The 23,819-nt window shown below is 73.9% G+C and carries 16 protein-coding genes and 2 pseudogenes; 11 read left to right on the top strand and 7 right to left on the bottom strand.

Going from position 1 to position 23,819, the window contains the following annotated elements:
- Positions 1–169: 169 nt before the first annotated feature.
- Together KV557_RS31480 and cseB are read right to left on the bottom strand one after the other, a co-directional pair.
- Positions 170–1,471, bottom strand: a complete 1,302-nt coding sequence (locus tag KV557_RS31480; RefSeq protein ID WP_256178247.1) for a HAMP domain-containing sensor histidine kinase — start codon at positions 1,469–1,471, stop codon at positions 170–172.
- Positions 1,468–2,205, bottom strand: coding sequence for a two-component system response regulator CseB (cseB, locus tag KV557_RS31475; protein WP_308130166.1), 738 nt, complete (start codon positions 2,203–2,205; stop codon positions 1,468–1,470). The genes KV557_RS31480 and cseB overlap by 4 nt, the downstream gene beginning before the upstream one ends.
- A gap of 530 nt (positions 2,206–2,735) precedes the next feature.
- On the opposite strand from cseB, the gene KV557_RS31470 reads away from it, so the two are divergent.
- The 7 genes from KV557_RS31470 (at position 2,736) to KV557_RS31440 (ending at position 17,114) form a co-directional block, all read left to right on the top strand.
- Positions 2,736–4,937 carry a DUF6603 domain-containing protein gene (locus KV557_RS31470; protein ID WP_218204958.1) on the top strand — a complete coding sequence of 734 codons (2,202 nt, stop codon included), beginning with the start codon at positions 2,736–2,738 and terminating at the stop codon, positions 4,935–4,937.
- A 1-nt stretch (position 4,938) separates the two neighbouring features.
- Entirely contained in the window at positions 4,939–7,536 is a 2,598-nt protein-coding gene (locus tag KV557_RS31465) for a hypothetical protein (RefSeq protein WP_218204957.1), read from the top strand.
- Positions 7,536–11,546 (top strand): hypothetical protein, encoded by a 4,011-nt coding sequence (locus tag KV557_RS31460; protein ID WP_218204956.1) that lies wholly within the window; start codon positions 7,536–7,538, stop codon positions 11,544–11,546. Before KV557_RS31465 ends, KV557_RS31460 begins: the two co-directional genes overlap by 1 nt.
- Positions 11,546–13,087 (top strand): hypothetical protein, encoded by a 1,542-nt coding sequence (locus KV557_RS31455; protein ID WP_218204955.1) that lies wholly within the window; start codon positions 11,546–11,548, stop codon positions 13,085–13,087. Before KV557_RS31460 ends, KV557_RS31455 begins: the two co-directional genes overlap by 1 nt.
- Before the next feature lie 194 nt (positions 13,088–13,281).
- Positions 13,282–14,646, top strand: a complete 1,365-nt coding sequence (locus KV557_RS31450; protein ID WP_218204954.1) for an ATP-grasp domain-containing protein — start codon at positions 13,282–13,284, stop codon at positions 14,644–14,646.
- An 11-nt stretch (positions 14,647–14,657) separates the two neighbouring features.
- On the top strand, positions 14,658–16,088 hold the full coding sequence (locus KV557_RS31445) for a hypothetical protein (RefSeq protein ID WP_218204953.1): 1,431 nt from the start codon (positions 14,658–14,660) through the stop codon (positions 16,086–16,088).
- 87 nt (positions 16,089–16,175) lie between these two features.
- Positions 16,176–17,114: a LysR family transcriptional regulator gene (locus KV557_RS31440; RefSeq protein ID WP_218204952.1), complete on the top strand. Its 939-nt coding sequence runs from the start codon at positions 16,176–16,178 to the stop codon at positions 17,112–17,114.
- A gap of 32 nt (positions 17,115–17,146) precedes the next feature.
- Here KV557_RS31440 and KV557_RS44975 read toward each other — a convergent pair.
- Positions 17,147–17,437, bottom strand: a pseudogene (locus tag KV557_RS44975) (aldehyde dehydrogenase family protein); the annotation flags it as partial.
- Between the two features lie 57 nt (positions 17,438–17,494).
- On the opposite strand from KV557_RS44975, the gene KV557_RS31430 reads away from it, so the two are divergent.
- Positions 17,495–17,659 carry a hypothetical protein gene (locus tag KV557_RS31430; RefSeq protein ID WP_218204951.1) on the top strand — a complete coding sequence of 55 codons (165 nt, stop codon included), beginning with the start codon at positions 17,495–17,497 and terminating at the stop codon, positions 17,657–17,659.
- A gap of 60 nt (positions 17,660–17,719) precedes the next feature.
- Here KV557_RS31430 and KV557_RS31425 read toward each other — a convergent pair whose 3' ends face one another.
- A complete protein-coding gene (locus KV557_RS31425; RefSeq protein ID WP_218204950.1) occupies positions 17,720–18,394 on the bottom strand; it encodes a GbsR/MarR family transcriptional regulator in 675 nt (224 codons plus the stop codon).
- Between the two features lie 169 nt (positions 18,395–18,563).
- On the opposite strand from KV557_RS31425, the pseudogene KV557_RS31420 reads away from it, so the two are divergent.
- Both KV557_RS31420 and KV557_RS31415 read left to right on the top strand, forming a co-directional pair.
- Positions 18,564–18,731: pseudogene (locus tag KV557_RS31420) on the top strand (cytochrome P450); the annotation flags it as partial.
- 190 nt (positions 18,732–18,921) lie between these two features.
- On the top strand, positions 18,922–19,950 hold the full coding sequence (locus KV557_RS31415) for a zinc-binding alcohol dehydrogenase family protein (protein WP_218204949.1): 1,029 nt from the start codon (positions 18,922–18,924) through the stop codon (positions 19,948–19,950).
- A gap of 372 nt (positions 19,951–20,322) precedes the next feature.
- Here KV557_RS31415 and KV557_RS31410 read toward each other — a convergent pair whose 3' ends face one another.
- Both KV557_RS31410 and KV557_RS31405 read right to left on the bottom strand, forming a co-directional pair.
- Complete coding sequence (locus KV557_RS31410) at positions 20,323–21,474, bottom strand: dihydrolipoyl dehydrogenase family protein (RefSeq protein WP_218204948.1); 1,152 nt, start codon at positions 21,472–21,474, stop codon at positions 20,323–20,325.
- 84 nt (positions 21,475–21,558) lie between these two features.
- On the bottom strand, positions 21,559–22,008 hold the full coding sequence (locus tag KV557_RS31405) for a MarR family winged helix-turn-helix transcriptional regulator (RefSeq protein ID WP_218204947.1): 450 nt from the start codon (positions 22,006–22,008) through the stop codon (positions 21,559–21,561).
- Between the two features lie 221 nt (positions 22,009–22,229).
- Between KV557_RS31405 and KV557_RS31400 the strand changes: the two genes are divergently transcribed.
- A complete protein-coding gene (locus KV557_RS31400; protein WP_218204946.1) occupies positions 22,230–22,856 on the top strand; it encodes an isochorismatase family protein in 627 nt (208 codons plus the stop codon).
- A gap of 390 nt (positions 22,857–23,246) precedes the next feature.
- On the opposite strand, the gene KV557_RS31395 is transcribed toward KV557_RS31400, so the two are convergent.
- Positions 23,247–23,714, bottom strand: coding sequence for an ester cyclase (locus tag KV557_RS31395; RefSeq protein ID WP_256178238.1), 468 nt, complete (start codon positions 23,712–23,714; stop codon positions 23,247–23,249).
- Positions 23,715–23,819 lie beyond the last annotated feature (105 nt).

Raw genomic sequence — 23,819 nt, 5'->3', positions numbered from 1 at the left:
CGCGTGCGGGAAGCTGGGGGCGGTGATCACGGGGACTCCTCTTCGGGTGCGGAAGCGTGCACTTCGAAGGGTGTCCGGGGGACGTATCGGGGCCTGGGCAGCCGTGTATCGGCGTGCGCGCTGGTTCGTAGCAGTTGTGTAGGGGTGTGCAGGGGTGTGCGCCGGGCGGTCAGGCCGGCAGGCGCAGGGTGGCGACGGCGCCGCCGTCCGGGGCGTTGTCCAGGCGCAGCTCGGCGCCGAGGAGCCGGGTCTGTCCCAGGGCGATGGTCAGGCCCAGGCCGTGGCCCGAGCCGCGCTCCGTGGCGCCGGTGTGGAAGCGGCGCGGGCCGTGGAGCAGCAGGTCCGCCGGGAAGCCGGGGCCGTGGTCGCGCACGACGACCGTACGGCCTTCGACGGTGACCTCCACCGGGGCCGCTCCGTGCCGGTGGGCGTTGACGACGAGGTTGCTGACGATCCGCTCCAGGCGGCGAGGGTCGGTCTCCACGGTCGTGGCATCCCCTGCGCCCGGCGCCTCGCCAACGGTGACCTCGGTGTCGATGACCTCGCCGACGCTGACCTCGGTGTCGAAGCCGGTGCGCGCCACGGCCTCGGAGACGACGGCGCCGAGCGGCACCCGGGCGCGAACGGGCTGTTCGACACCGGCGTCCAGGCGGGAGATCTCCAGGAGGTCCTCGACCAGGCCGCGCAGATCGCGCACCCGGGCACGGAGCAGATCCTCCGTCTCACCGGGCGGCAGCAGGTCGGCAGCGGCCAGCAGACCGCCGACGGGGGTGCGCAGCTCGTGGGCGACATCCGCGGTGAACCGGCGCTCGGTCCGCAGCCGTTGGCCGAGACTGTCGGCCATGAGGTCGACCGTGGCGGCGATGTCGGCCACCTCGTCGCGGCCCTTGGTGGGCCCGGTTCGCGCGTCGAGGTCCCCGGCGGAGATCCGGCTCGCGGTCTCGGAGACCCTCCGCAGCCTGCGGGCGAGCAGCCCGGCGCCGTAGACCGCCAGGGGCGCGGCCGCCGCGAGCGCGACCAGCGAGGCCAACGTCATGGTCACGTCGAGCCGGTGCAGCCCGTAGAGCTCGTTGCTCATGTTGACCTGGACGGCGAGGACCGGGCTGCCGGGGCCGCCGGTCCGCTGGGCGGCCCAGACGCTCGGCCCCAGGTTTCCCTCGACGCGCCCGTCGTAGGCCGTGTGCCGGTCGCCGTCGGCCGGGTGTCGCAGTGCGGCGGGCAGCGCGGCCGGATCGAGCTCGGCACCATCCGCCAGCGTTCCGGTACGCCGGTAGACGTCCATCGCCGAGTACACGGCGTTGAAGGCCTGCGCGTCGGCCCGGCCGCGGATGTCCCGCGCGGTCCACACGTGCACCAGCACACCCACCGCCGCCACGACCAGGCACGCGGTGACCGCAGCCAGCGCGGCGATCTTCCAACGCAGGGAGGCGCGGGCCGGCCGCAGCCGGTGGAGCGGACGCACCGCTCTCAGCGCCTGAGCTTGTAGCCGAAGCCGCGGACCGTCTCGATCCGGTCCCGGCCCAGCTTCCTGCGCAGCCGCTGCACACACAGGTCCACGACCCGGCTGTCGCCGTCCCAGCCGTACTCCCAGACGTCGCGCAGCAGGGTGTGCCGCTCCAGCACGACGCCCGGGTGGGCGGCGAACTCCAGCAGCAGCTTCAGTTCGGTCGGGGTCAGCGCCACCGGGCTTCCGGCGACGAACACCTCCATGCCGGCGGTGTCGATGCTCAGGTCCCCGAACACCAGCATGTCCCCCTCGGACGACGGCCCCTCGCCCGCTCCGCGCCCGGGTCCCGGGGCGGGCGGATAGGTCGCCCGCCGCAGCAGCGAGCGGATGCGTGCCACGAGCACGTAGGTGTCCACGGGCTTGACCACGTAATCGTCCGCTCCGGCCTCCAGACCGGCGACGACATCGAGCCCGTCACCGCGCGCGGACATCATCAGAACGGGCACCAGGCTGGTCTCCCGGACTCTGCGGCACAGGCCGATCCCGTCCAGACCGGGCAGCATCACATCCAGAATCAGCAGGTCGAAGTCCTCGTCCCGGAAGAGCTCGAGCCCCGCAAGACCGTCGGCCGCCGCCTTCATCGCATAGCCGTAACGCTCCAGCGCGACGGTGAAGGACCGGCGCATCAGCTCGTCGTCCTCCACCAGCAGCACGCGAACCGGGCGCGAAGAGGCCCCGGCCGGGGCAGGCGAGGACACGGGCGGATGACTCCTGTTCGGACGGTCTTGGGCGAGAGATCGATCCCGGCCGAAAACACAGCCGACGACCCGAAAGGAACGATACGGCAGACACCGGACGCAGCGACCGCGTCGCCCCAAGGGACGGGCAGCGCCCTCCCCGCGGTCTCTCCCGTCCGCAAACCCACAGGTCAGATGGAGTGACACCCCGGACCGACACGTGACGAAGCCACGGCACTCCCGCTCCCTGCGGGCCCCTTCACCACGGGCCGGCGCGCCGATTCGACGGACAACCAAGCGCCTTCTGATACCCACCGGATACAAAACCCGCCCAGACAGCATCTGGCCGCCGTTGCGCTCGATCCCCCTGACGGATGCGCTACGCCGGAGCGGTTTCCAGGGCCCGGCTTCCGGGTGCGCCGGGCTCACCCGGATGGTCGAATGGTGGGGTCAGTCAGTTCTCGTGTGCGGCCCGGCTGTCCGAGGTCTCGTCGCACCGTTCCTCCCGCCGGGCCCGCCGCTCTGGCGGGGCCGGCCGAATCCGGGTCGTCATGGCCGATCAGCTGGTCCAGGACCTCGACAACGCGCTGGCCGCGGCCGGCGTCCACCTCGGCCTGGTGAACCTGGTGGACCAGGTCGCCGGCGGCTCGGCGTCGGCCCTGGGCGTGCTGGATGCGAACCGGGCGCTCATCCGGCAGAAGGCATTCGAGCTGCTGCTCCAGGCCGTACCGAACGTGCCCGGTCTGCGCGAGGCCTTGCAGTCCGTCGACGGCACCGATCCCTCGCCGGCCGGGGCGACCCGCACGGCAGCGCTCGGTCCGGCCCTGGTCGGCGTGACCGTCCCCACCGCCGTCGTCAAGGTCCCCGGGCGCGCGGACCCGTACGTGATCGCGCCGGTGCCCTCCCTGACCGGGAGCCTGGGCCTGGACGCGCCGGAGCTGTCCGGCGGCGGGGCCCTGGCGGTGTCCCCGGAGCGCCTGGCGGGTGCGTTCGGGGTGGGTGTGGGGCCGCTGAAGGTCCTCGGGACGGCTCTCCTGCGGGTGCCGCCGGGCCGGGCGGCCTCGCTGCTGGTGCTGTTGTCGGCCCGGTTCGCCCCGGCCGTCCAGCTGGGGTTCGGCTTCGGCCTGAGCGAGGTCGGCGGCATCGTCGGCGCCAACCGCCGAGTGGCCACCGACCGGTTACGTCAGCGGCTGGCCGACGGCGGCGCGGCGGCTGCGCTGTTCCCCGCGGACCCGGTACGCGACGCCGGAACGCTCTGGGAGGCGCTGGAGGAGTTCTTCCCGGTCAGCCCGGGCACCCAGGTGCTCGGGCCGACGTTCGCGCTCAGCTGGCTCGACCTCGGCGACGCCGGCTCGCTGGTCCAGGCCGACGCGGCCCTGCTGCTCCAGCTCCCGGACGCGAAGTTCGTCCTGGCCGGCCGGGCCACGATCGACCTGCCCCCGGTGCTGGCCGTCAAGCTGGACGTGCTCGGCGAACTGGACGTCTCCCGGCAGCTGGTCGCGGTCGACGCGGTGCTCGTCGACTCCCGTGCGCTGAGCGTCTTCCGGGTCACCGGCTCGGGCGCGATCCGGGTCTGCTGGGGCAGCCCGCCGTACGTCGTGGTGGCGGTGGGCGGGTTCTATCCGGGCTTCGACCCGGCACCGGCCGTCGTGCCGCCGCAGCAACGGCTGGGCCTGGCCCTGGATCTGCCGTCGCTTCCGTTCCTGTCGCTGCGGGCCGACGGCTATCTCGCGATCACCGCGAACAGCTTCCAGGTGGGCGGGAGCATCGAGGTCGGCGTCGACCTCGCGGTGATCGCCGCGCACGGCTCGATCGCGCTGGACGCGATCGTCACCTTCGACCCGTTCCATCTGCACGTCGACTTCCAGGCCGGCTGGCAGGTGCGGGTCGCGATCTTCTCCGGCGGTATCTCCGCCTCCGGCACCGTGGACGGGCCCGGGCCGTGGACGATCCACGTCTCGGTGTCCAAGGAACTGCTCCTCGACGACATCAGCTGGTCGGACACCTTCCGGATCGGCCCGGCCGGCCCGGCGCCCGCTCCCCCGATCCAGGACGTGGCCGCCCTGCTCGCGGCGGAGTTCCGGCGGGCGTCGAACCTGCACGCCGACGGCGCCCAGGACCGCAGCGCCGCCCTCGCCCCAGCGGCCGGCCGGCTGCCCGACGGCACGGTGGTGGTCTCCCCGCTCGGCCGGCTGCGGTGGACCCAGGGCCTCGTGCCGCTGGGCCTGCCGATCGCCCGGGTCGGCGGCCGGCGCCTGGACGGGCAGCGCAGTGTGGACGTCGCCGCGCAGTCCACCGGGGTCACCCAGGGCGGCCGGGCCGACGACTGGTTCGCCCCCGGCACCTACCTCGACCTCACCCGCGCCGAGGCCTGCCAACTGCCGCCCTTCCAGCGGCTGCGGGCCGGATTCGACCTCGAACTCCATGACGACCCGGGTGCCGCGCAGGCCTGCACGATCAAATTCCAGGCGTACTGGCGCCGCCCGGCGGACCCAAAACTGATCCTGGCTCTGGGCCTCTCCGAAGTGCTGTCCCATCGCACCGGCTTCGACCGGCTGGTCGCCGCGCCCGCCGCGGCCCCGACGGTCACCAACCGCTCCCCGCTCGTCTCGGTCGGCCAGGAGGCGTGGAGCACCGTCGCCGGCGGCACCCGCGCACCGGCCGACAGCGCCGCGCACGCCTTCCTCGCCGCCCGCGAGGGCGGGATCGCGCTGGCCGCGGAGGACCGACCGGTGGATGCGAAAGGCCTGTGACATGACCACTCCGGGCAGCTACACGTTCCACGCCTGGCAGCGCCGCGGCGGCGCGACCCTCGCCGCCACCGGCGTCGACGGCCGGGCCAGGGGGAAGGTCGCGCTCACCGCCACCGCCTCGACCGGCGAACAGGCCAACGACACCGTCGACTTCGCGCTGTACGGCCCGGCGGACGTCCAGGGTCTGCTGCCCGGCGCGGTGACCGCCTGTTACCCGCGGCCGGGCGAGCCGCAGGCCGAGATCACCTTCTGCCCGTACGTCGAGTTCGCCGAACCCGACCTGCCGTGGCGCTACAGCCCCGACGGGGCCGGGGCGGACGGGCAGATGCGGCCCTGGCCGGCCCTGCTGGCGGTGACCGCGGACGAGTTCGTCCCGCTCGGCGACGGCACCGTCGAACTCGGTGTCGCCCTCCAACAGTCCCACCCGCTGGGCAAGTCGGCCTGGAGCGCCCACGTCCAGCTGTATCCGGGGTCGGACCGGCAGGTCGGCCGGGTGCTCTGCCTGCGCCGCCTCGAACAGCACCCGACCGGCTCGGCAGAGCACCCGACCGGCTCGGTCCTGGCCTGCCTGAGCCCGGACACCACGTACCACGCCCTGCTGGTACCGGCGTTCGCCGCCGACGGCACGGCGCGCTGGGACGGCACCAAGAGCGTGCGGGTCCCCGTTCTGTACCACTGGGTGTTCCGGACGGTCGCCGGCGAGACGGACTTCCGTGCCCTGGCCGAGCAGCTGCACGCCGCCCCCGGCCACCAGCAGTTCGGCCGCGTCCCCGTCCGGATCGGCCCCGAGCTCACCGGTGGCACCGCCGTCACCGTCCAGGTCCGCGGCGCGCTCACCGGCATCGCCGACCCCGACGGTCCCCGCCCCGACCAGGCAGCGGCGCGGCTGGCCGCCCTGCTGCGGTTCGACCCCGACCACACCTGCGGCGGCAGCACCGACCCGAACTGCCGGGGCAAAGACGCCGCCGGCCGGCCCTACCTGCGCCCACCCGTCTACGGCGGGGCCTGGCGGGCCCGGCCGCTGGACGGCGCACCGGCCGGCGGCTGGGTGCGGGAGATCGACGAGGACCCGCGCCACCGCGCGGTGGCCGGGCTCGGCCTGAGCGCCGCCACCGCCCTCCAGGACGAGATCACCTCCGCCGCCGCGGAGCGGGCCGGCGCCACCGCCGCCGCCAACCAGCGCATCTCCGCCCTGGTGGCCGGCCTCGCCGCCGCCCGTTCGCTCTGGCAGGTCCGCGGCCCGGCGAGCCCGTCCGACCAGCTCCGCACGTTCGGCCTGGCACTCGGCCGGATCGCCGCCACCGGGGACGACCCGGCACGTGAGGAGCCGCTGCTGGACCTGGTCGCCGGCGGCCACCGGACCCTGCCCCGCGCACTGTTCACCAGCGCCGCCCGGCGCGTCCTGCGGCCGGGCGCCGCCCGGTACCGCCACACCGCGCCCGGCGCGCTCGACGACGCCGGCCTCTTCGCCGCCGCCAACACCGAACGCCCGGCCGTCCACCGCCCCGCCGAAGCCCACGGCGACCCGCGCCTCACCAGGGGCGTGGCCCACGCCGACCTGCTGGCCAGGGCGCTGAGGAACGTCGGCGGCAGGCCGGTCCGAAACAGCGACGAGCTGATGGCCGCGCTCGGCGGCAACGACCGCAGCCCGGCGGTGACCGCCGCGAGCAAACGCTTCGGCACACCCCATCGCCGTCCGCCGCGCCCCGTCGACCTGGTCAAGCTCGCCGCCGTACTCACCCGGGCCTTCGACCCCACCACCGACCCGGTCGCCGTACCCCGCGTCCTGGCGACGATCGACCCGCCCGACCCGCAGCCGCTGGCCCCGCGCGAACCCTGCCTGCCGCTGGACGTCGCGGTCTGGAGCTGGCTGCGCGACACCGGCCGCGAGTGGCTGCTGCCCGGCGCCCACACCCTCGCCGACGGCGACGTGGTCGGGCTGGCCGCCAACCCGGTCTTCGTCGACGCCTTCCTGACCGGCGCCAACACCCAGGCCCTCGGCGAACTGCGCTGGCACAATCTGCGCCTGCCGACCGGCTGCACCCCGCTGCGCCGGTTCTGGGACCGCTACGCCCCCTCCGCCACCGACCCGAACGCGCTGCGCCAGGACACCGACATCATCGGCATCGACTCCTGGACCGGCCCGCCCGACAGCACCGACCCGGCCACCGATCCCCGCCGCCTCCCGCTCGGCGACGACAGCCACGGCCCCGGCGGCACCGCACGCCGCCGCCTGGTCGTCGCCTTCCGCACCGACCTGTTCCGCCGCTACCCCGGCACCCTGGTCTACCTGGCCCCGCAACAGAACGACTGGCAGCAGGCGGACATCTCCCAGGGCGCGCGGAAGGAACCGGCGTTCGCCGCGCGGATCACGCCGAGCCTGCTCCTGTTCGCCTTCGACATCGACCCGCCGTCCCTCGCCACCACGTACTTCGTGGTCGTCGAACAGGCCCCGCCCGGCTTCCGCTTCCGCTCCTCGGCCATGCCCCACCCCAACGACGGAACCGTCGCCGGGCCGTCCCAGTCGGTCGCCGCCGCCAGCCTGGACCCGCCCGTCCGGGTCCTGCTCAACGGCCGCGACCTGGCAGGCGGTGCGTGATGCAGGCCCCGAGCGCGATCCTGCTGCCCGCCCGGCTGGAGACCCGCTTCTACGGCCCCGGTGAGCAGATCCCCAACCGTCCGAACGACCCGACGACCGGCCGGCGGCTCCAGGTGCTGGTCATCCCCGACGTGTGCTGGTACGACCGGCACGACCCCGCCCCCACCCCGGACGAGCTGGACCTGCTCCGGCTCGCCGTCCGGGCCGCGGGCGGCCCGCTGCTGGGCACCCCCGACGCACCGGCCTCCCCCGCCGCGGCAGCCGCCTTCGATCGGCTCGCCGGCCAGCTCGGCCCCGGCCGGGCCGCCTGGCTGGCCCGGACCTTCCCGCCCGTCCAAGGCCCGAACGGCCCGGAGCCCCCCGCCCACATCACCACCGCCCCCGGGCCCCGCCGCACCCGGCTGTTCGGCCTGCCGGAGCACATCACGCTGTACGCCGACGACGGGACGGCCGGCCCGGTCCGGCTCGCCACCAGCACCGTCGGCGCCCTCGACCTGAACCCGCAGGCCGACGGTACCTGGATCACCTGGGACACCCTCGCCGCCGCCGGACTGACCTTCACCGTCGACCTCACCGCCCAGGGCATCGCCCCCGAGGCGATCCGCTGCCTGTACGTCACCGGGCTCGGCACCACCCAGGCCGCCGAACTCTTCGAACGGCACCTCACCGCCGGGCAGTTGGGCCTGGCCGGCACCGGCACCCCGGTCCACACCGTGGCCGGTGCCCCCGCGGCCGACCTCGCCGCCGACCCGCAGGTCTGGCGCGCCCTCGCCGAACACCCCCGCAGCGGCGAGGACGTCGGCCTCTCGCTGGCCCTCACCGGCGACCCCAACCGCCTCGCCCGGGTGCCGGGCTCCGACACCCCGGGCACCTGGCCGCGCGACGACCTGCTGACCCTGCTGTTCCCGGGCCTCTTCGGCCACACCCTGCACCACCTCTGGGAGATCACCGGCCCGGACGGCCGCGCGGCGGTCCACCTCGGCCAATGGGCCGAGGAGTGGCTCCGGCCGCAGGGGCCCTGGCCACCGGTGCGGATCGGCGCCCAGCCGTACGGCCTGTGGCCGGTCACCACCCTGACGGACTGGCAGAGCGCGCCGGAGCCCGTCCCCGTCGAGGCCGCCCTCGCCGCCCACCTGCCGCCCGTCCGCGCGGCCGTCGCCGACGCCGCTGCCTCCCCCGCCGGCGCGCCTGGAGCACCTGCCCCGCCGCCGACAGTGGTCGGGGCCGACAGCGAGCAGCTGTGGGACCTACTGGCCCGCACCCCCGTCTCCACCAGGTACGACGTGCGCCTCGTCTTCCTGCTCGCGACCCTGCAACCCGCGCTGTCCCCGGCCGAGTTCGGCCAGGCCGTCAGCTGGTGGAAGCAGTGCGCCGACCAGGGCGTCCTCCCCCTGCTCGGCGCCGCGCCCGGGGCCATGCCGGCCGAGACCGGCGACAGCGTTCCGCTGGACCTCGGGCTAATCCTGCCGGGACCGCACGGCTCGCCCCGGGCCGAGCCCCGCATGACCCTCACCAAGGCCCAGGAGATGCTCGCCGAGGCACCGGCCCGGTGGCTGGCCGAAATGCACCGCTTCCTGGCCGCGGTCTTCACCCTCGGCGAACCGGCCCCCGTTGAACTGCGCCTCCTCCTCGACCCCGAGCCGCCGATGGACTGGTGGCCGTCGTCGCTGCTGTTCCGGCTGCTGGTCGTCACCGGGCTGGAGGCCACCGCGGGCCGGACGGACCCCGAACCGGTGACCCAGCCCGGGGACAAGGCCCTCGGCGTGCGCGCCCTCGACGCCGTCGGCCCCACCCCGGCCAGCCCCGGTGAAGAGGCCTACAAGCGGTTCTCCGAGGCCCTCGAACGGCTGCGCCAGTGGACGGAGGACCTCGCCAACCGGGACCCCGCCGTCCAGCGCACCGAAATCGCCGCCCTGGAACGTGCCCTCGGCGCGCTGCTCGACACCGCCGGGCACCGGATCGACCCGTGGATCACCGGCCTCGCCCAACACCGCCTCGCCGACGTGCCGGCCGGTTCGCCCCGCCCGCTCGGCCTGTACGCCTGGGCCGACCGGCCGTTCACCGGCAAGCCCGGGCCCCGCGCCGACGTCGGCTTCCTCCTCGCGCCCTCCGACCTCCAGGCCCACACCGCCGTCCTGCTGCGCGACCAGGCGCTGCGCCACCCCGGCCCCGCCTGGCGGTTCGACGTCGACTCGGCCAAGGTCCGCGCCGCCGCCCGGCTCGCCGAGGAGATCCGGATCGGCGCCCACCCCGGCGAGGCCGTCGGACGGCTGGTCGAACAGGCCCTGGCTGAACGGGACGTGATCGACCGGGTCCGCGCCGCCTTCCCGCTGCGCACCGAACACGCCGGGCGGCGGACCTGCGACGGCCTGGCCGTCCTGCGGGCGGCCCTCGGCCGGGACGGCTCCGTAGCGCCGGGCTCCGGCCCGGCCGACACGCCCGCCGCCGCCCTGACCGACCCTCCGGTCAGCCTGACCCCGGCTCAGCTCGCCGCCGTCCGGGACCTCGGCCCCGTCGTCGACACCTACGCGGACCTGCTGCTCGCCGAGGCCGTCCACGACGTGGTCTGCGGGCGCCCGGAGGCCGCCGGCCGCACCATGGACGCCGCCGCCGGGCTGGCCACCCCGCCCGACCTGGACGTGCTGCGCACCCGCCGCCCCGGACGCACCGTCCACACCACCGTGCTGGCCGTCCTGCCGGACCGCTCGCCGCCCGGCGGCGCGCCGGTGGCGGTGGCCAGCCCGGCCCTGGCCGACTGGCTCGACCGCGCCGGCGGCTCCGCGGCCGGCCCGGACTGGACCTGGAGCGTCGCGACGGACCACGGCGACGTCAAGATCACCCTGCAGGATCTGGAACTCACCCCGCCGGACACCCTCGCGTTCGGCCCCGCCGACCTCGACCGGCTGGCCGCCGAGGCGGCGAGCGGCCCCACCCCGGCGAGCCTGCCCAGCCTGGTGAAGCGACCCGCCGCAGCGGACCTGGTCCGCCGACTGGCCGCCACCCTCACCGCACGCCCGCCCACCGCGGCCGACCTCGGCCTGGACGATCCCGCCCTGGACACCCAGGTGGCCGCCGCGCTGGCCACCCGCCTCGACGTCCTCGGCACCCTCGCCCGGCGGCTCTCCCAGGACCTGCAGACCCGGACGCCGGACAGCCTGACCCGCGCCCGCGCCTTCGGCATCGCGCCCGCCGCCGACCCCCTGCTCACCGATCCCGCCCAGAGCCTCCAGGACCGGCAGGCCCGGGCGAAGAAAACGCTCGACGGCCGCCTCGCCGCGCTCGGCCCGGCAGCAGCCGACCGGCCCGCGCACCACCTGGCTGCCGACCTGAGCCGCCTGGCGGTCGGCCACGACCGGCTGCCCGTCCTCGCCGCCCTCGACGTCGGCCGGCTCGGCCCGCTCGTCCCGGACCACGGGAAGCTCGAATCGCAGTGGCTGGAACTGATCGCCGCCGTCCGCCCGGCCCTGGCCGGGATCGAGGCCCACCAGGCCCGCTGCGACCTCGACCGGGTCCCCCGGCTCGCGGTGGCGAGCACCCACCCCGGCGACCCCTGGCTCCAGCAGCCGCTGGCCACCCGGCCGGCCGGCGGCCCCGCGGGCGGCGACCCGCGCCTGCTGGTGGCCTTCGGCCCCGACCAGCTGCCCGCCGCCGGCCCGGTGGCGGTCGGCGTGCTCGACACCTGGGCCGAGACCGTGCCGGTCGGCTGGGTGCCGCCCGGCCCCGACCAGCCCGAGCCGGTCCAACCGGCCGGCGCGGCCTTCGCGTTCACCGCCCCGGCCGCCCGGCCGCCGCAGGCCGTCCTGCTCGCCGTACCCGCCACCCCCGGCGGCACGATCGACGCCGACCAGCTGCCCGCGATCGTGGCCGAGGCCCGGCTGACGGCACACGCCCGGATGGCTCGCAGCGAGGACCTGCAAGTGCTGGACCTGCTGCTGCCCTCCGCCCTGCTGCCCGCCTTCGAGCATGGCGGCTTCCAGTTCCGCCCGGACGCCGACCCCGAGGACTGGTGATGAACACAGTGGTGATGCACGAAACGACGGACGGCCTCCACCTGCGCCTGGAACCGGCCCGGCCGGCCGGCGACCCGGAGCGCGGATTCGCCGCCGAACTGGCCGACCCGGCCTGGCTGGTGGGCCGGCAGTGGCAGCTGGGCGAGCACCAGGGCGAGAACGCCACCAGCCCCGTCCTGGTCACCGCCGCACTCCGGCACGTGCCGATCGGACCAATCGCCGGCCGACCCGGCCTCGACCCGTTGACGGTACCGGCCGAGGCCGCCATCGAGACCGGCCCGGAGGACTGGTGGACCACCGGCCGACGAATCCGGCTGGGCCGGGCGGCTTCGGAGGCCGCCGCCTCGGCGCTGCCCGCCGCGCACCTGTTCAGCGACCTCACCGAGCCGTACACCGCGCTCAACGGCCGTGGTTTCGACGGGCGTTCGATCGCCCACGACACCACCCTGCTGGCCGACCCGGCGATCGCCGCCGTCTTCGCGGAGGTCCCCGGCCCGCTGCCCGACACCTGGCGAGCCGACACCCTCGACCACGCCACCGCCTTCCCCAGCGCCGAGGGCACCCTGGCCGTCCCCGCCCACGACGGCGGGGAGACCGACTGGTGGACCGTCGACGCCCGGCCCGCCACGCCCGGAACCAGCGGCGAGGGCCAGACCGCGTCCGTCTGGCCGGAACGCTTCCGGCTGCCCGGCTCCCCCGCACTCCGCTGGTGGCAGATCGAGGACCACCGCGTCGACCTCGGCGGACTGCCGCCCGACCGGGCCCACTTCGCCTCCGCCCTCGTCCTGGACATCGTCCTCGGCCACGGCGACGACTGGTTCCTCGCCCCGCTGCCGGGCCGGGCCGGCCACCTCCTGGTGGTGGAGGACCTGACCGTCCTCGACAGCTTCGGCAAGACCTGGGCGGTGCCGCACCCGGGGCCCGACTGGTCGCTGTTCCGGGTCCACGGATTCGACGGCCGCCGGCTGCCGATCTGGCCGGTCGCCGAGAACCCGCTGACCGGGAACCCACTGGACGTCGTCACCATCGGCACCGACGAGGACGCCGAACTGCTCTGGGCCGTCGAGGAGACCGTCGCCGGCCGGGCCGTCGACCACGGCCGGCGCACCACCGGCGACGGCCCCGTCCCCGAGGAGCAGCCGCTCGGCCCCCCGCCCACCCTCCGCTACGTCCCCGCCACCGACGTGCCGAAGGCCTGGTACCCGTACACGCTCGAAGACCGGCCCGACGGCGACGGCCACACCCGGATCCGCTACCAGCAGGGCCGCCTGGTCGAAATGGCCTACGCCGGGACGCCGACCCGCCGCGATCCGCCCGTCTCCGCCTTCCTGCTGGACCCGGCGGATCCCACCGGCCGGGCCCACGAGCTCGCGCCCGACCGCATCCCGCCCACCGGCATCCGGCTGGAACGGCGCACCCTGCTCGCCCGCGCCACCACCGGCGCGCCCGTCCTGTGGACCCGGCGCACCCGGGCCCCGCTGCTCTCCGGCCCCTCCTCCGGCCTGCGCTTCGACGCCGTCGAACCCGCGCCGCCGACGTGAGCGCGAGAGCCGGACCTGTGCCCGCGGTCCGATGAGCGTGCCGTAGGCGGCCCCGAAGCGCAGCGGCCGGTATCAGCACGAGGTGACGACGTCCAGGCCCGGTCATCCGGGCATGATAGGGCCCGGCTGTCGGCACCCCCGACACCACCTGCCAGAACCATGGACCGAGGTCCGCAGGTGAGGACCATCGGCGTGTGATCGATTCACTTGAGGACGCCGGGCGCGTGCTGCGCGCCGTGCCGGGCATCGGCTTCTCCGCCCGCGCCCTGTCGATGCTCCCGCTGCTGCGTACGGGCTGCCTGTCCGTGCTTCTCACCTGCGAGACCGCCGACACCGGTTGGGCCCACCGGTTCGGCGCCGAGCTGGTGTCCACGGAGGAACTCTGCCGGACCCGGGACGATGGAGACTCCCGGAGGGACATGGGCCACCTGATGGACCGGCTGCCCGACCTCGTCGGTGCGCGGTGGCAGGGGCGCGAGCTGTCCCTTGCCTCGTACCTGCCGCTGCGAACAGAATGGCAGCCCGAACTCGACCGGCTCGGCGTGAGGGTCGTTGCCCCGCCGCCCCTGCCGGTCTGTGAGGCCCAGCTCGACAAGACCGCGATGCGTGACTGGTTCCGGCATCTGGGACTTCCCACCCCGGACAGTACGGTGGTCCGAGACCTTGATCCGGACAGGCTTCGGCGCCGTTTCGGCGCCAGGTTCGTGGTCCAGCAGCCATACGGTTCCTCGGGCAAGGGGACCTATCTGGTCGACCTGGACCGTGACGATGTGCTGGACCGCATCGAGCCGGGTGAGCGTTGGCTGGTCAGTGAGTACGCAGGCGACATCACGCTCAACTATCACGGTTTGCTGGGCAGTGACGGCACACCCACGGTGCTCCGCCCGTCCATGCAGCTCACCGACGTTCAGGGGATCGGTTCGGCGTTCGGCTGGTACTCCGGCTGCGACTACCGGGCCCCCTCGCATCTCGCTCCAGGGGTGCTGACCCGCTGTCACGACCTGGTGGAGCGTATCGGCCGCGGCCTCGCCGGCCTCGGCTACCTGGGCGTGTTCGGCGTCGACCTCGCTGTGGAGGGCGAGTCGGTCGTTGTGCTGGAGATGAACTGCCGGGTGCAGGGGTCCACCTGGCTGCTGGGGGAAGTCGAGCTGGAGCGCGCGGGGCTGCCGGCGATGTTGCGGCACGTCCTGGAACGGCGCGGCCTCGGCACCTTCTCCAAGCCGGACTTCGACCCCGTGGACGCCGCCCAGCTGGTCGTCCGTCACACTGCGGCGCCCGCCCGGTTGAGCGCCGCACCGCGCAGCGGCCGCTACCACTGGGAGGCCGGTGCGGTGCGGCGGTGTGGCGACGGGTACGGCCTCCTGGAGTGCGGGCCCGATGACAGTGTCCTGGTCGGGTTGGCACGACCGGGCACGGTGCTGCAACCGGGTGCGCCGCTGGGCCGGGTGGTCAGCCGACGGGCGCTGGCCACGCCGGACGGCAGACAGCTGACCGACCACGGCCGGCTGATGGTCGACACGCTGAACGCGATGTACACCTTCGAGGAGGCGCCATGTTGACACCTCGGCCCGTGGCCCGTGCGGTTCCCTCCGAGGTGGGCAACGGGCGGACGGCCGGTCCGCCCACGACGCTGGTGCTGCGCGACCGCTGGGAGCAGATGTCCCCCACCGAGCAGACGCAGTACTTGGAACGTCGCGCGGCCGAGGGCCGCTGGGAGCACGGGCGGCTGGAGGGCTGGCCGGCGAACGAGGAGTGGCAGCCGATGCGCCCGCTCGTCCTGGACGCCGACGGCTACCGGGAACTCGGCCGCATCGCCCATCGGATCCTCACCCTGACCGTCGAGACATGCCTGCGCCGGGCCCGCACCGCGGGCGAACTCGGCGAACTGCTGGGCGACTTGCGCCCACACCTGTGGCTGGACCGCGCCGCGGCGCTGAACGACACGCCATTGCTGCGCATCGCCCGTCCCGACGTGCTGCTCTGCGACGGGGTGCCGCAGTTCGTGGAGCTGAACACCGCCATCGCCCTCTATGGCTTCCCCGCGCTGGACCACATGGCCTCGGCCTACGCCGGCCTCGTGCCCGACCGGTGGAGTGCGCCGCCCTCGACCCACCGGGCGCGGACCGAGCTGCTCGCCGGTATCGCCGCCGGGCGGCCCGGCGGTCGGCTGCGGGTGCTGGTGCCGACCTGGGCCAGCCGCGTCGGTCCGGCGGGGAGGTTGGGCACCCGCGAGGCACTGCGCGGCTATCTGCGTCCCACCGTCGAGGCCGTTTCGGCGCTGGGACTCGACGTCGTCGAGGAGGACCTGAGCCGACTGCGCACAGACAGCGACGGTCACCTTCTCGCGGACGGCGGGCCGGTCGACGTGGTGTTCAACTGCTTCGCCGGTGCCCGGGCCACCGGGGCCGACGACGGCGTGGAGGCTGTCCGGACCGCGCTGGCGGCCGGCACCGTCCAGCTGCTCCTCCCCGAGGCCATGCGCATGCTGAACAACAAGCAGGCACTGGCCTGGCTCCACGAGGATCTCGACCTGCTCGCACCACAGGATCGGGCCTTGGTCGAGAAGTACGTGCCATGGACCGCCTGGACCGGCCCCCGGCAGCCACCCGCACAGCGCACGGAACTCCTGGAACGCGCCCTGGCCGACCGCACCGACCTGGTCCTCAAGCCCGCGATCGGCGCGAACGGCACAGGCGTCGTCTTCGGCGCGGACGTGGACGACCGCACTTGGCACGCCCTGATCGGTGAACGCGCGGCGAAGGCGGCCGTAGTTCTCCAGCGCCGGGTTGATTCCGACCTGGTGGACATGCCGTTCCTGGCGCCCGCCACTGGCCGCCAATGCGACGTGCGGGTGCCGGTGGTTGTCGGGCCCTTCATCGTGGACGGTCGGATCAGCGGAACACTGGTGAGACATTTCGGCCCCGAGAATCCCGGTGCCGGCCGGATCATCAACACCCGCACGGGTGCGACGGTCAACACACTCGTCCTGACCACACCGTAGGTGGCGCGGCCCTCCTCCGGGGGAAGCCGTCTCCGCGGGATCCATGCGTCCAACGGAAGTTGTGCACGGGTGGTATGAATCACCGTCATGGACTTCACCGATGTGTCGCTGACCGCCCTGCGGGTCTTCCGCGCCGTGGCCGAACAGGGCACCTTCACCGCGGCCGCGGCTTCGCTCGGCTACACCCAGTCGGCGGTGTCCCGGCAGATCGCCTCCATCGAGCGTGCGGCAGGAGCCGAGCTCCTGGAGCGGCGGCGCGACGGGGTACGGCTCACCGCCGCCGGGCGGGTGGTCATGCGTCGTACGACGGTCGTGCTCGACGAGATCGACGCCGCCGCACGCGAGTTGTCGGTCCTGCCGGGGCAGGCCGGGACGGTCCGGCTGGGATGGCTCCCCAGCGCCGGCGCCGTCCTGGTGCCCCGAGCCCTCGCCGCGCTGCGCCGCACCGACCCGGGCCTGCACGTCGTCGGCCGTGAGGGCGGCACTCCGGCGCTGGTGCGCGCCCTTCGGGCCGGCAGCCTGGACCTGGCGCTGCTCTCCTCCGCGCCGCCGTTCCGCCCGCCGGACGCCGAGTCGCCCCCGCTCGCCGTGCAGACGCTCACCGAACGCTCGCTGCTTCTCGCGGTCCCCACGACCCACCCGCTCGCTCGCGGCGACTACGTCGACGTGGCCGACCTGCGCAGACAGCGCTGGATCGTCGGCTCCTCCTCGGGAGAGGACCACCTCTTGGGCGTATGGCCGGGCCTGGACGAGCGGCCCGAGATCGCCTTCACCGCCCGCGACTGGCTGGCCAAGCTCCACCTCGTCGCCGCCGGCTGCGGGCTGACCACCGTGCCTGCCGCCCTGGCCTCCGCCGTGCCGCCGGGTGTCCGCGTCCTCCCCGTACGCGGCGGGCCCCAGGAGCAACGGCGCCTGCTCCTCGCCAGGTTGCCCCACCCACCGACCGAGGCGGTCACCCGTCTGGCCGCCGCCCTCCGCACCGCAGTCCTGGACACCGACATGCCCACTCCCTCGTCGTCGCCTTGAGGGAGAGGAGGCGTTCGGCTGTCAACCGGCTTGCCGTTCTCCAGGGATTCGAGCACGGCCAACTCCTCGGCGTGCGCCTCCAGTACGGCGGCGCAGGCCAGGAGGGTGCGGGCGCGCTCCTGCGGGGTCCGGTGGCGCCAGTCGAAGGCGAATGCGTGCTGGGCGGCGTGCACGGCCGCGTCCACCTCCTTCGCGCCGCCGCCCTGGACCAGCGTGATGAGTTCGCCGGTCGCCGGGTCCTCCACCGGGAACCGGTCCTCGGTATCCGTGGAGGACCATCGGAACGTGGTGACCGGCGCGAATGCCGGTGCGACGTCGGACATGGGATGTCCGTCATCCGTAGGCCGTTCGGGTGAGGTCGTTGCGTTGCGGTGGCGGGGGTGGGTGCGGCGTTCCAGGAGGCCGCCGGCCTCACCGCACTGCACGCCGCCGACGCGGTCATCCTCGACACCGAACAGCGGATCACCGACGCCCTCGGCCCCGAGCGCAGCGCGCAACTGCGCGACCTGCTCGACGAACTGATCGCAACCCTGGCCCCGGAATAGGCACCGCCCCACGCCAACAAGACCGTCAGCCGGCTCCCCGGGTGGTTCGGCTGAGACCCGTCACGTCAGGAGGGCGCGCCAGCGGTCGGCCGACTCCATCATGTCCTGGATGACCCGCTCCAGGAACGTCCCGCCCCTGGCCAGCCGCTGTCCCACGGGCCCGTCGAGCCCGAACGCCTCCGCCGCCGCCGTCGCGGCCTGCGCCGCCTCCAGCGTCTGCCGCGAGCCGATCACGATCGAGTGGTACCAGGCCTCGTCGTCGACCACGTAGACGTCGCGACGCCGCTGCGGATCGCGCTCGCGCCGGACATACCCGTGCTGGACCAGGTAGTTCACGGCCACGGAGACGGAGGCCGGGCTGACCTTCAGCCTGCGGGTCAACTCGGCTGCGGTGCGCCTGCCGTCCTCGGACAGCAACAGGTCGACGTGCACGCGCGCTGTCATCCTCGGCAGCCCGGTCCTGACCGCCATCTCGATGATCCCCTCTCCCGTCGTGCCGCCCGGCGGTTCGCCCGCGTGTGGCGGTGCCGGTGTGCCACGCCGCGCACGCTGGACCGTCGCCTGGTGCGCCTGCTGGGGCCGGTAGCCGCCGGGGCCGCCGTTGCGTCCGACCTCCCGGCTGATCGTCGAGGTCGGCCGGTCGAGCCGCCTGGCGATCTCGGCATAGGAGAGCCCGTCGCCGAGTCCGGCCGCGATGCGCTGGCGTTCCTGCTGGGTCAGTCGTCCTCCTGGCATGCCGTCAGTATTGCCTTCGCCGCCAGTCATTGCAACGCATCGTTGCATTCGAGTCCAGCGTCATTGCATCAATTTGCCCCCATAGACCTGGGATAATGCTTTCGACCGATTGACGGCCATTCTGAATGCAACGTAGCTTTCGACTTGTGCCAAACACGTACTGTCGCGAGACCTGGGTCAGCAGCTGGCCCGCGTCGAGATGGGTGTCGCGATCCCCGCGCTGGTCAACCGCTTCCCCACGCTGCGCCTGGCCGTACCGGCCGAAGAGGTCGGCCTGCGCCCGGAGACCGCGGACATCTACGGGGTGAAGAGCCTCCCGGTCACCTGGGACGTGTGACCGCGAGCCAGTGACGGGCGAGGTCGCGGACGGTCGCCCACCACCATTGTGGTTGGCGGACACCACACCCGGCACGGGCGGTCACCTCAATCGCAAGGCGGTCACTCTCCACTCACCACACGGACTCCACTCACCACACGGAACGGCTCGCCGCAGGGAAGCGGAGTAGCATCAGGTCCAGGTGACGGCCGTGACCACGACAACGACGGAGCGCACGACCACCGCCTGGGTGGTGGACCACCCGGCACCGGCGGCCGAGGGACCGCTGCGCCACGTCGAACACCCGCTGCCCGCCCTCGGGCCCACCCGGTTGCTGGTCGACGTGGAGGCCTGCGGCGTGTGCCGCACCGATCTGCACCTCGCCGAGGGCGATCTGCACCCGCACCTGCCCCGCTGCACCCCCGGCCACGAGATCGTCGGACGGGTCCGGATCGCCGGGCCCGCGGCGGACGGCTTCGCCGTCGGCGACCGCGTCGGCGCCGCCTGGCTCGCCGGCACCTGCGGCGTCTGCCGCTACTGCCGGGCCGGGCGGGAGAACCTCTGCCCACACTCCCGCTACACCGGCTGGGACCTGCACGGCGGCTACGCCGACCGCACCGTCGTCGACGCCCGCTACGCCTACCACCTGCCCGAGGACCGGCCCGCCGAGGAACTCGCCCCGCTCCTGTGCGCCGGCATCATCGGCTACCGCGCCCTCGAACGCGCCGAACTGCCGCCCGGCGGCCGCCTCGGTGTGTACGGCTTCGGCGCCTCCGCCCACCTCACCACCCAGCTGGCACTGGCCCGCGGCGCCACCGTGCACGTCATGACCCGCTCCGCCGAGGCCCGGCGCCTGGCCCTCGAACTCGGCGCGGCCTCCGCCGCCGGCGCCCACGACCCGCCGCCCGAACCGCTGGACGCCGCCATCCTGTTCGCCCCGGCCGGCGACCTGGTGCCGGTGGCGCTCGCCGCGCTCGACCGCGGCGGCACCCTCGCGGTCGCCGGGATCCACCTCAGCGACATCCCCCGCCTCGACTACCAGCAGCACCTGTTCCAGGAGCGAACGCTGCGCAGCGTCACCGCCAACACCCGCGCCGACGGCCGGGCCTACCTCGCCGAGGCCGCCCGGCACCGCCCCACCGTCCGCGTCCGGCGCTACCCGATGAGCCGGGCGGACGCCGCGCTCGCCGACCTCGCAGCCGACCGGATCACCGGCGTCGGCGTCCTCGTCCCGTCCTGACGAGGAACATGACGTCGCTCCTGGACCAGTGGATCCACGAGCCTGAACCCCATCGCCGAGGCCCAGCAGATCGACCCGGCCAAGCCGGTGTACCCCGCCGGAGTTGTTGGCGGCGAGGCTGTCGCCGTCGGTGTCACTGGTGACCCAGTACCAGCCGTTGCCGGCATCATGAAATGCCCACCGCTGATTGGCATTCCCGCTCTGGTTCTGGATCAGGTGGGCCCGGTTGGTGGTGGGGGTCGTGGTCCGTGACCATGCCCTGGCCGGGCTGCGTCTTGCCGTCCGTCAGCAGGGTCTCCAGGATGAACTTCCCGTTGCCCGCGTCCCAGAACGCCCGGCGCTGAGCGTAGGCCAAGTAAGCCGGCGTAGCCATCAGCGCAGCTGCCGCAGCGCGTCCTCCACGGCGCGGTGGAAGGTCGGGTAGGCGTAGATCATGTGCCGCAGCAGCTCGACCGGCACCTCGGCCTGGACGGCCACCGCGAGCCCGTACAGCACCTCGCCGCCCATCGGGCCGACGAAGGTGGCGCCGACCAGGACGTCCCGGTCGGTGTCCTCGACCAGCTTGATCAGGCCCTCGTTGCCGGCCTTGTGGATCCAGCCCCGGGTGGAGGACGGGATCCGGGCCGTGCCGGTCCGCACGGTCAGGCCCTGCTCGCGGGCGGCCCGCTCGGACAGGCCCACCGAGCCGACCTCGGGGTCGGTGAAGGTCACCCGGGGCAGCGCCCGGTAGTCCGCGTCCGGACCGGGTGTGCCGAGGAGGTCACGGACGGCGATCTCCGCCTGGTACATCGCGACGTGGGTGAACAGACCCCGGCCGGTCAGGTCGCCGACGGCCCAGAGCCGGTCACCGGCTCTCTGCTGTCCGTCGACGGCCAGCGCGCGGGCGGCCGGGTCGAGGCCGACCGTCTCCAGGCCGAGACCGGCGAGGACGGGACGGCGCCCGGTCGCGACGAGCAGCCGGTGCCCGGTCACCTCGTCGCCGACGTCGAGGGAGAGCCGGAATCCGTCCCCGTCGTGGCGCACGCCGGTCGCCCGCGCGCCGGTGCGGACGGCGATCCCCTCCGCGCCGAGCACCTCGGCGAGCAGGGCGCCGGTCTCGGGCTCCTCGGCGGGCAGCAGCCGGTCCAGGGCCTCCACGACCGTCACCGGGGTGCCGAAGCGGGCGAAGGCCTGGGCGAGTTCGAGCCCGATGGCCCCGCCGCCGAGCACCAGCAGCGAGGCGGGCGGCTCCTTCGCGGAGACCGCGTCCCGGTTCGTCCAGTACGGCACCCGGTCCAGACCGGGCACCGGCGGGATCGCCGGACGGCTGCCGGTGGCCAGCACCACGCCGCGCCGCGCGGTGAACTCCTGCCCGTCCACCTCGACCCGCCCGGGACCCACCAGCCGGGCGCGTCCCCGGGCGAACGTGCCGCCCTTACCGGTGAAGCGGTCGACGGCGACCTGGTCGTTCCAGTCGTCGGTGGCCTCGTCCCGGATCCGTTCCGCAACCGGTCCCCAGGTGCTGCCCGGAGCAGCCACGCTCATACCCGCCGGGGCACGGGTGTGGCCGGCGACGTTTCCCGAAGCCGACGCGGGCCTGCCCGGCTCCCCAATCGGCGCCGGCCGGGGCTACGCGCCGGACCTGCGCTGGAGATCGGCCACGCGATGGAGAGCCGTCTTGAAGGCGGCGTACTCCTGCTTGCCCAGTGCCTTCGCATGGCGTTCCTCGATCGTGCGCATGATGGAGGCGGCGGCCTCCATCTGGAGCAGCCCGCGTTCGGTGGGGTGGATCAGTTTGGCGCGGCGGTCTGCGGGGTCGGGTTTGCGTTCGACGTAGCCCAGGCGTTCAAGGTCGTCGATGAGGGTGCCGATGACCTGCTTGTGCTGTCCGGAGGCGCGGGCGAGTTCGCTGGCACGGATGCCGTCGGCTCGCAGGTGGGCGAGGACGGCGCCGGCGCGGGGCCGGATGTCGTCGAAGCCCTGCTCGGCAAGCGCGGTGAACAGCTCACGCTGAACGGAGAAGAGGACCTGGGCGGCGAGCACGCCGAGGTCCGGTTCCGCAGCCTGATGCCCGGTCAACGTCTCTCCCGTCTCGGCGGCCGTCCGCCGCTGTGCTGTGTGACCGGCGATCTTAGTCGCCCGCCGATAGGCCCGGACATCGCCACCCCGGCCCCGGGCGACCCGCCCCGCCCGGTGCTTGCGCTCCCGGGGGCCGAGGTATAGCGTCGAAGTAGTCACGAAACGTGACTATCAAGTCTAGTGACCAATGGAGCTGTGGCTCAACCCCGAAGGAGCGGAAGATGAGCGAGCGCAGCAAGTTCCTGGAGCCGATCACCCGGGAGAACGCCGCCGTGGTGCTGGTCGACCACCAGGTAGGCCTTCTGTCCGGCGTTCGGGACATCCCCGTCGGCGAGCTGAAGCACAACGTGGTCGCGCTGGCGCGGGCGGCGACCGTCCTGGGAATCCCGCTGATCGTGACCACCACCGCGGCCGACAGCATGTGGGGGCCGACCGCCCCCGAGCTGGTCCGGGCACTGCCGACCGGACTGAAGATCACCGACCGCAGCACGGTCAACGCCTGGCACGACGACCGGGTCCGCGAGGCCATCGAGGCCACCGGCCGGCAGAAGCTGATCTTCGCCGGCGTGTCGCTCGAGGTGTGCGCGGCACTGCCCGCGATCTCCGCGACGGCCGCCGGGTACGACGCGTACGTCGCCGTGGACGCCTCCGGCACCTTCAGCCGGACCAAGCGGGAGGCCGGACTGCTGCGCATGCAGCAGGCGGGCGTCATCGTCAGCGACTACGCCACCCTCATGGTCGAGGCCCTGGCCGACAACGCCGCCCCCGAGGCCGGTGACCTCTACGCCGCCCTCGACATGCCGTTCGCCGTCCTGGTCGGCCAGATCTCCGCGGCCTACCAGGCCTAGAGGCCGACCGGCCGGCGGCGGCCGTTCCCCCGACGCCCTTCCCGCGTCGGGGGCACGGCAGCTGCGACTTCCTTCCCGGAGACCAGCAAGTCCGGCCGCACACGTTGAACCTGGACGTCCGGCCGCCCCGTGCCGTGGGCACCGGGACGGCCGTTTTGTCCCATCCGTCTCAGATGGTGGCAGCCGGACGGCTACGGAAGCCCGGCGGCGCCGCCGGCACTCGACCGTGCTGCGGGAGGGGTCGGCGACCACTCCGCCGTTGGGCTGTTCCTCGTCGGGCTGTCGATCGCGCAGTTCGCCTGAACTGCCCGATCGCGGGGGGCGGATGGGACGACGAAGGTGCGCGCCTACGGGCCGGGCGCGCACCTTCGTCACGTTCGGTCGGGCCGGTCAGCTCGCCGCGGCGGTCGATGCCGTGACGGCCGAGGCGAAGTCCGGCCGTACTCCCAGCTGGGCGAGCATGACGCTGAGGCCGACGTAGCAGTTGAACTCCTTGATCTTGCCGTCCTCGATGTACCAGAAGTCGGCGGTCGGGATGTCGAGCTTGGCGCCGGTCGGCTGGATGACGCCGGCGGGCGTCTCGAACGGCCCGATGAACGTCCCCCGGATCGACAGCTCGACGGAGACGATGTTGCCCAGAACGTGGAACCGGTGGAGCTCGCGGTGAACGTCGGGCGCCAGCTTGCCCATGAAGGCGACCTGGTCGCCCAGGTGCTCGCCGCGGTAGGTCTCGCCGGCGACGACGTTGTTGAACACGCCGTCCTCGGCGAACAGGTCGATGAATCCCTGCACGTCCATGGTGCTGCCCTCGGCCGCGTGGTAAGCGGCGCGGACCACAGCTTCTGCGTCGGTCGTCATTGCGCTCTCTCCCCTTCAGCGAAGCAAATCAAATGCTTGCTTGAAAGCATCACCGGACGGGAGCCCCTTGTCAAGCAGTCGTTTGAATTGTTCGGACGTTGTGGC

The sequence above is a fragment of the Kitasatospora aureofaciens genome (assembly GCF_019192735.1).
In the GTDB taxonomy this organism is placed as follows: Bacteria; Actinomycetota; Actinomycetes; order Streptomycetales; family Streptomycetaceae; genus Kitasatospora; species Kitasatospora aureofaciens_A.
The sequence above is the reverse complement of the archived record's forward strand: the minus strand, read 5'-3'. Positions and strand labels throughout refer to the sequence as shown.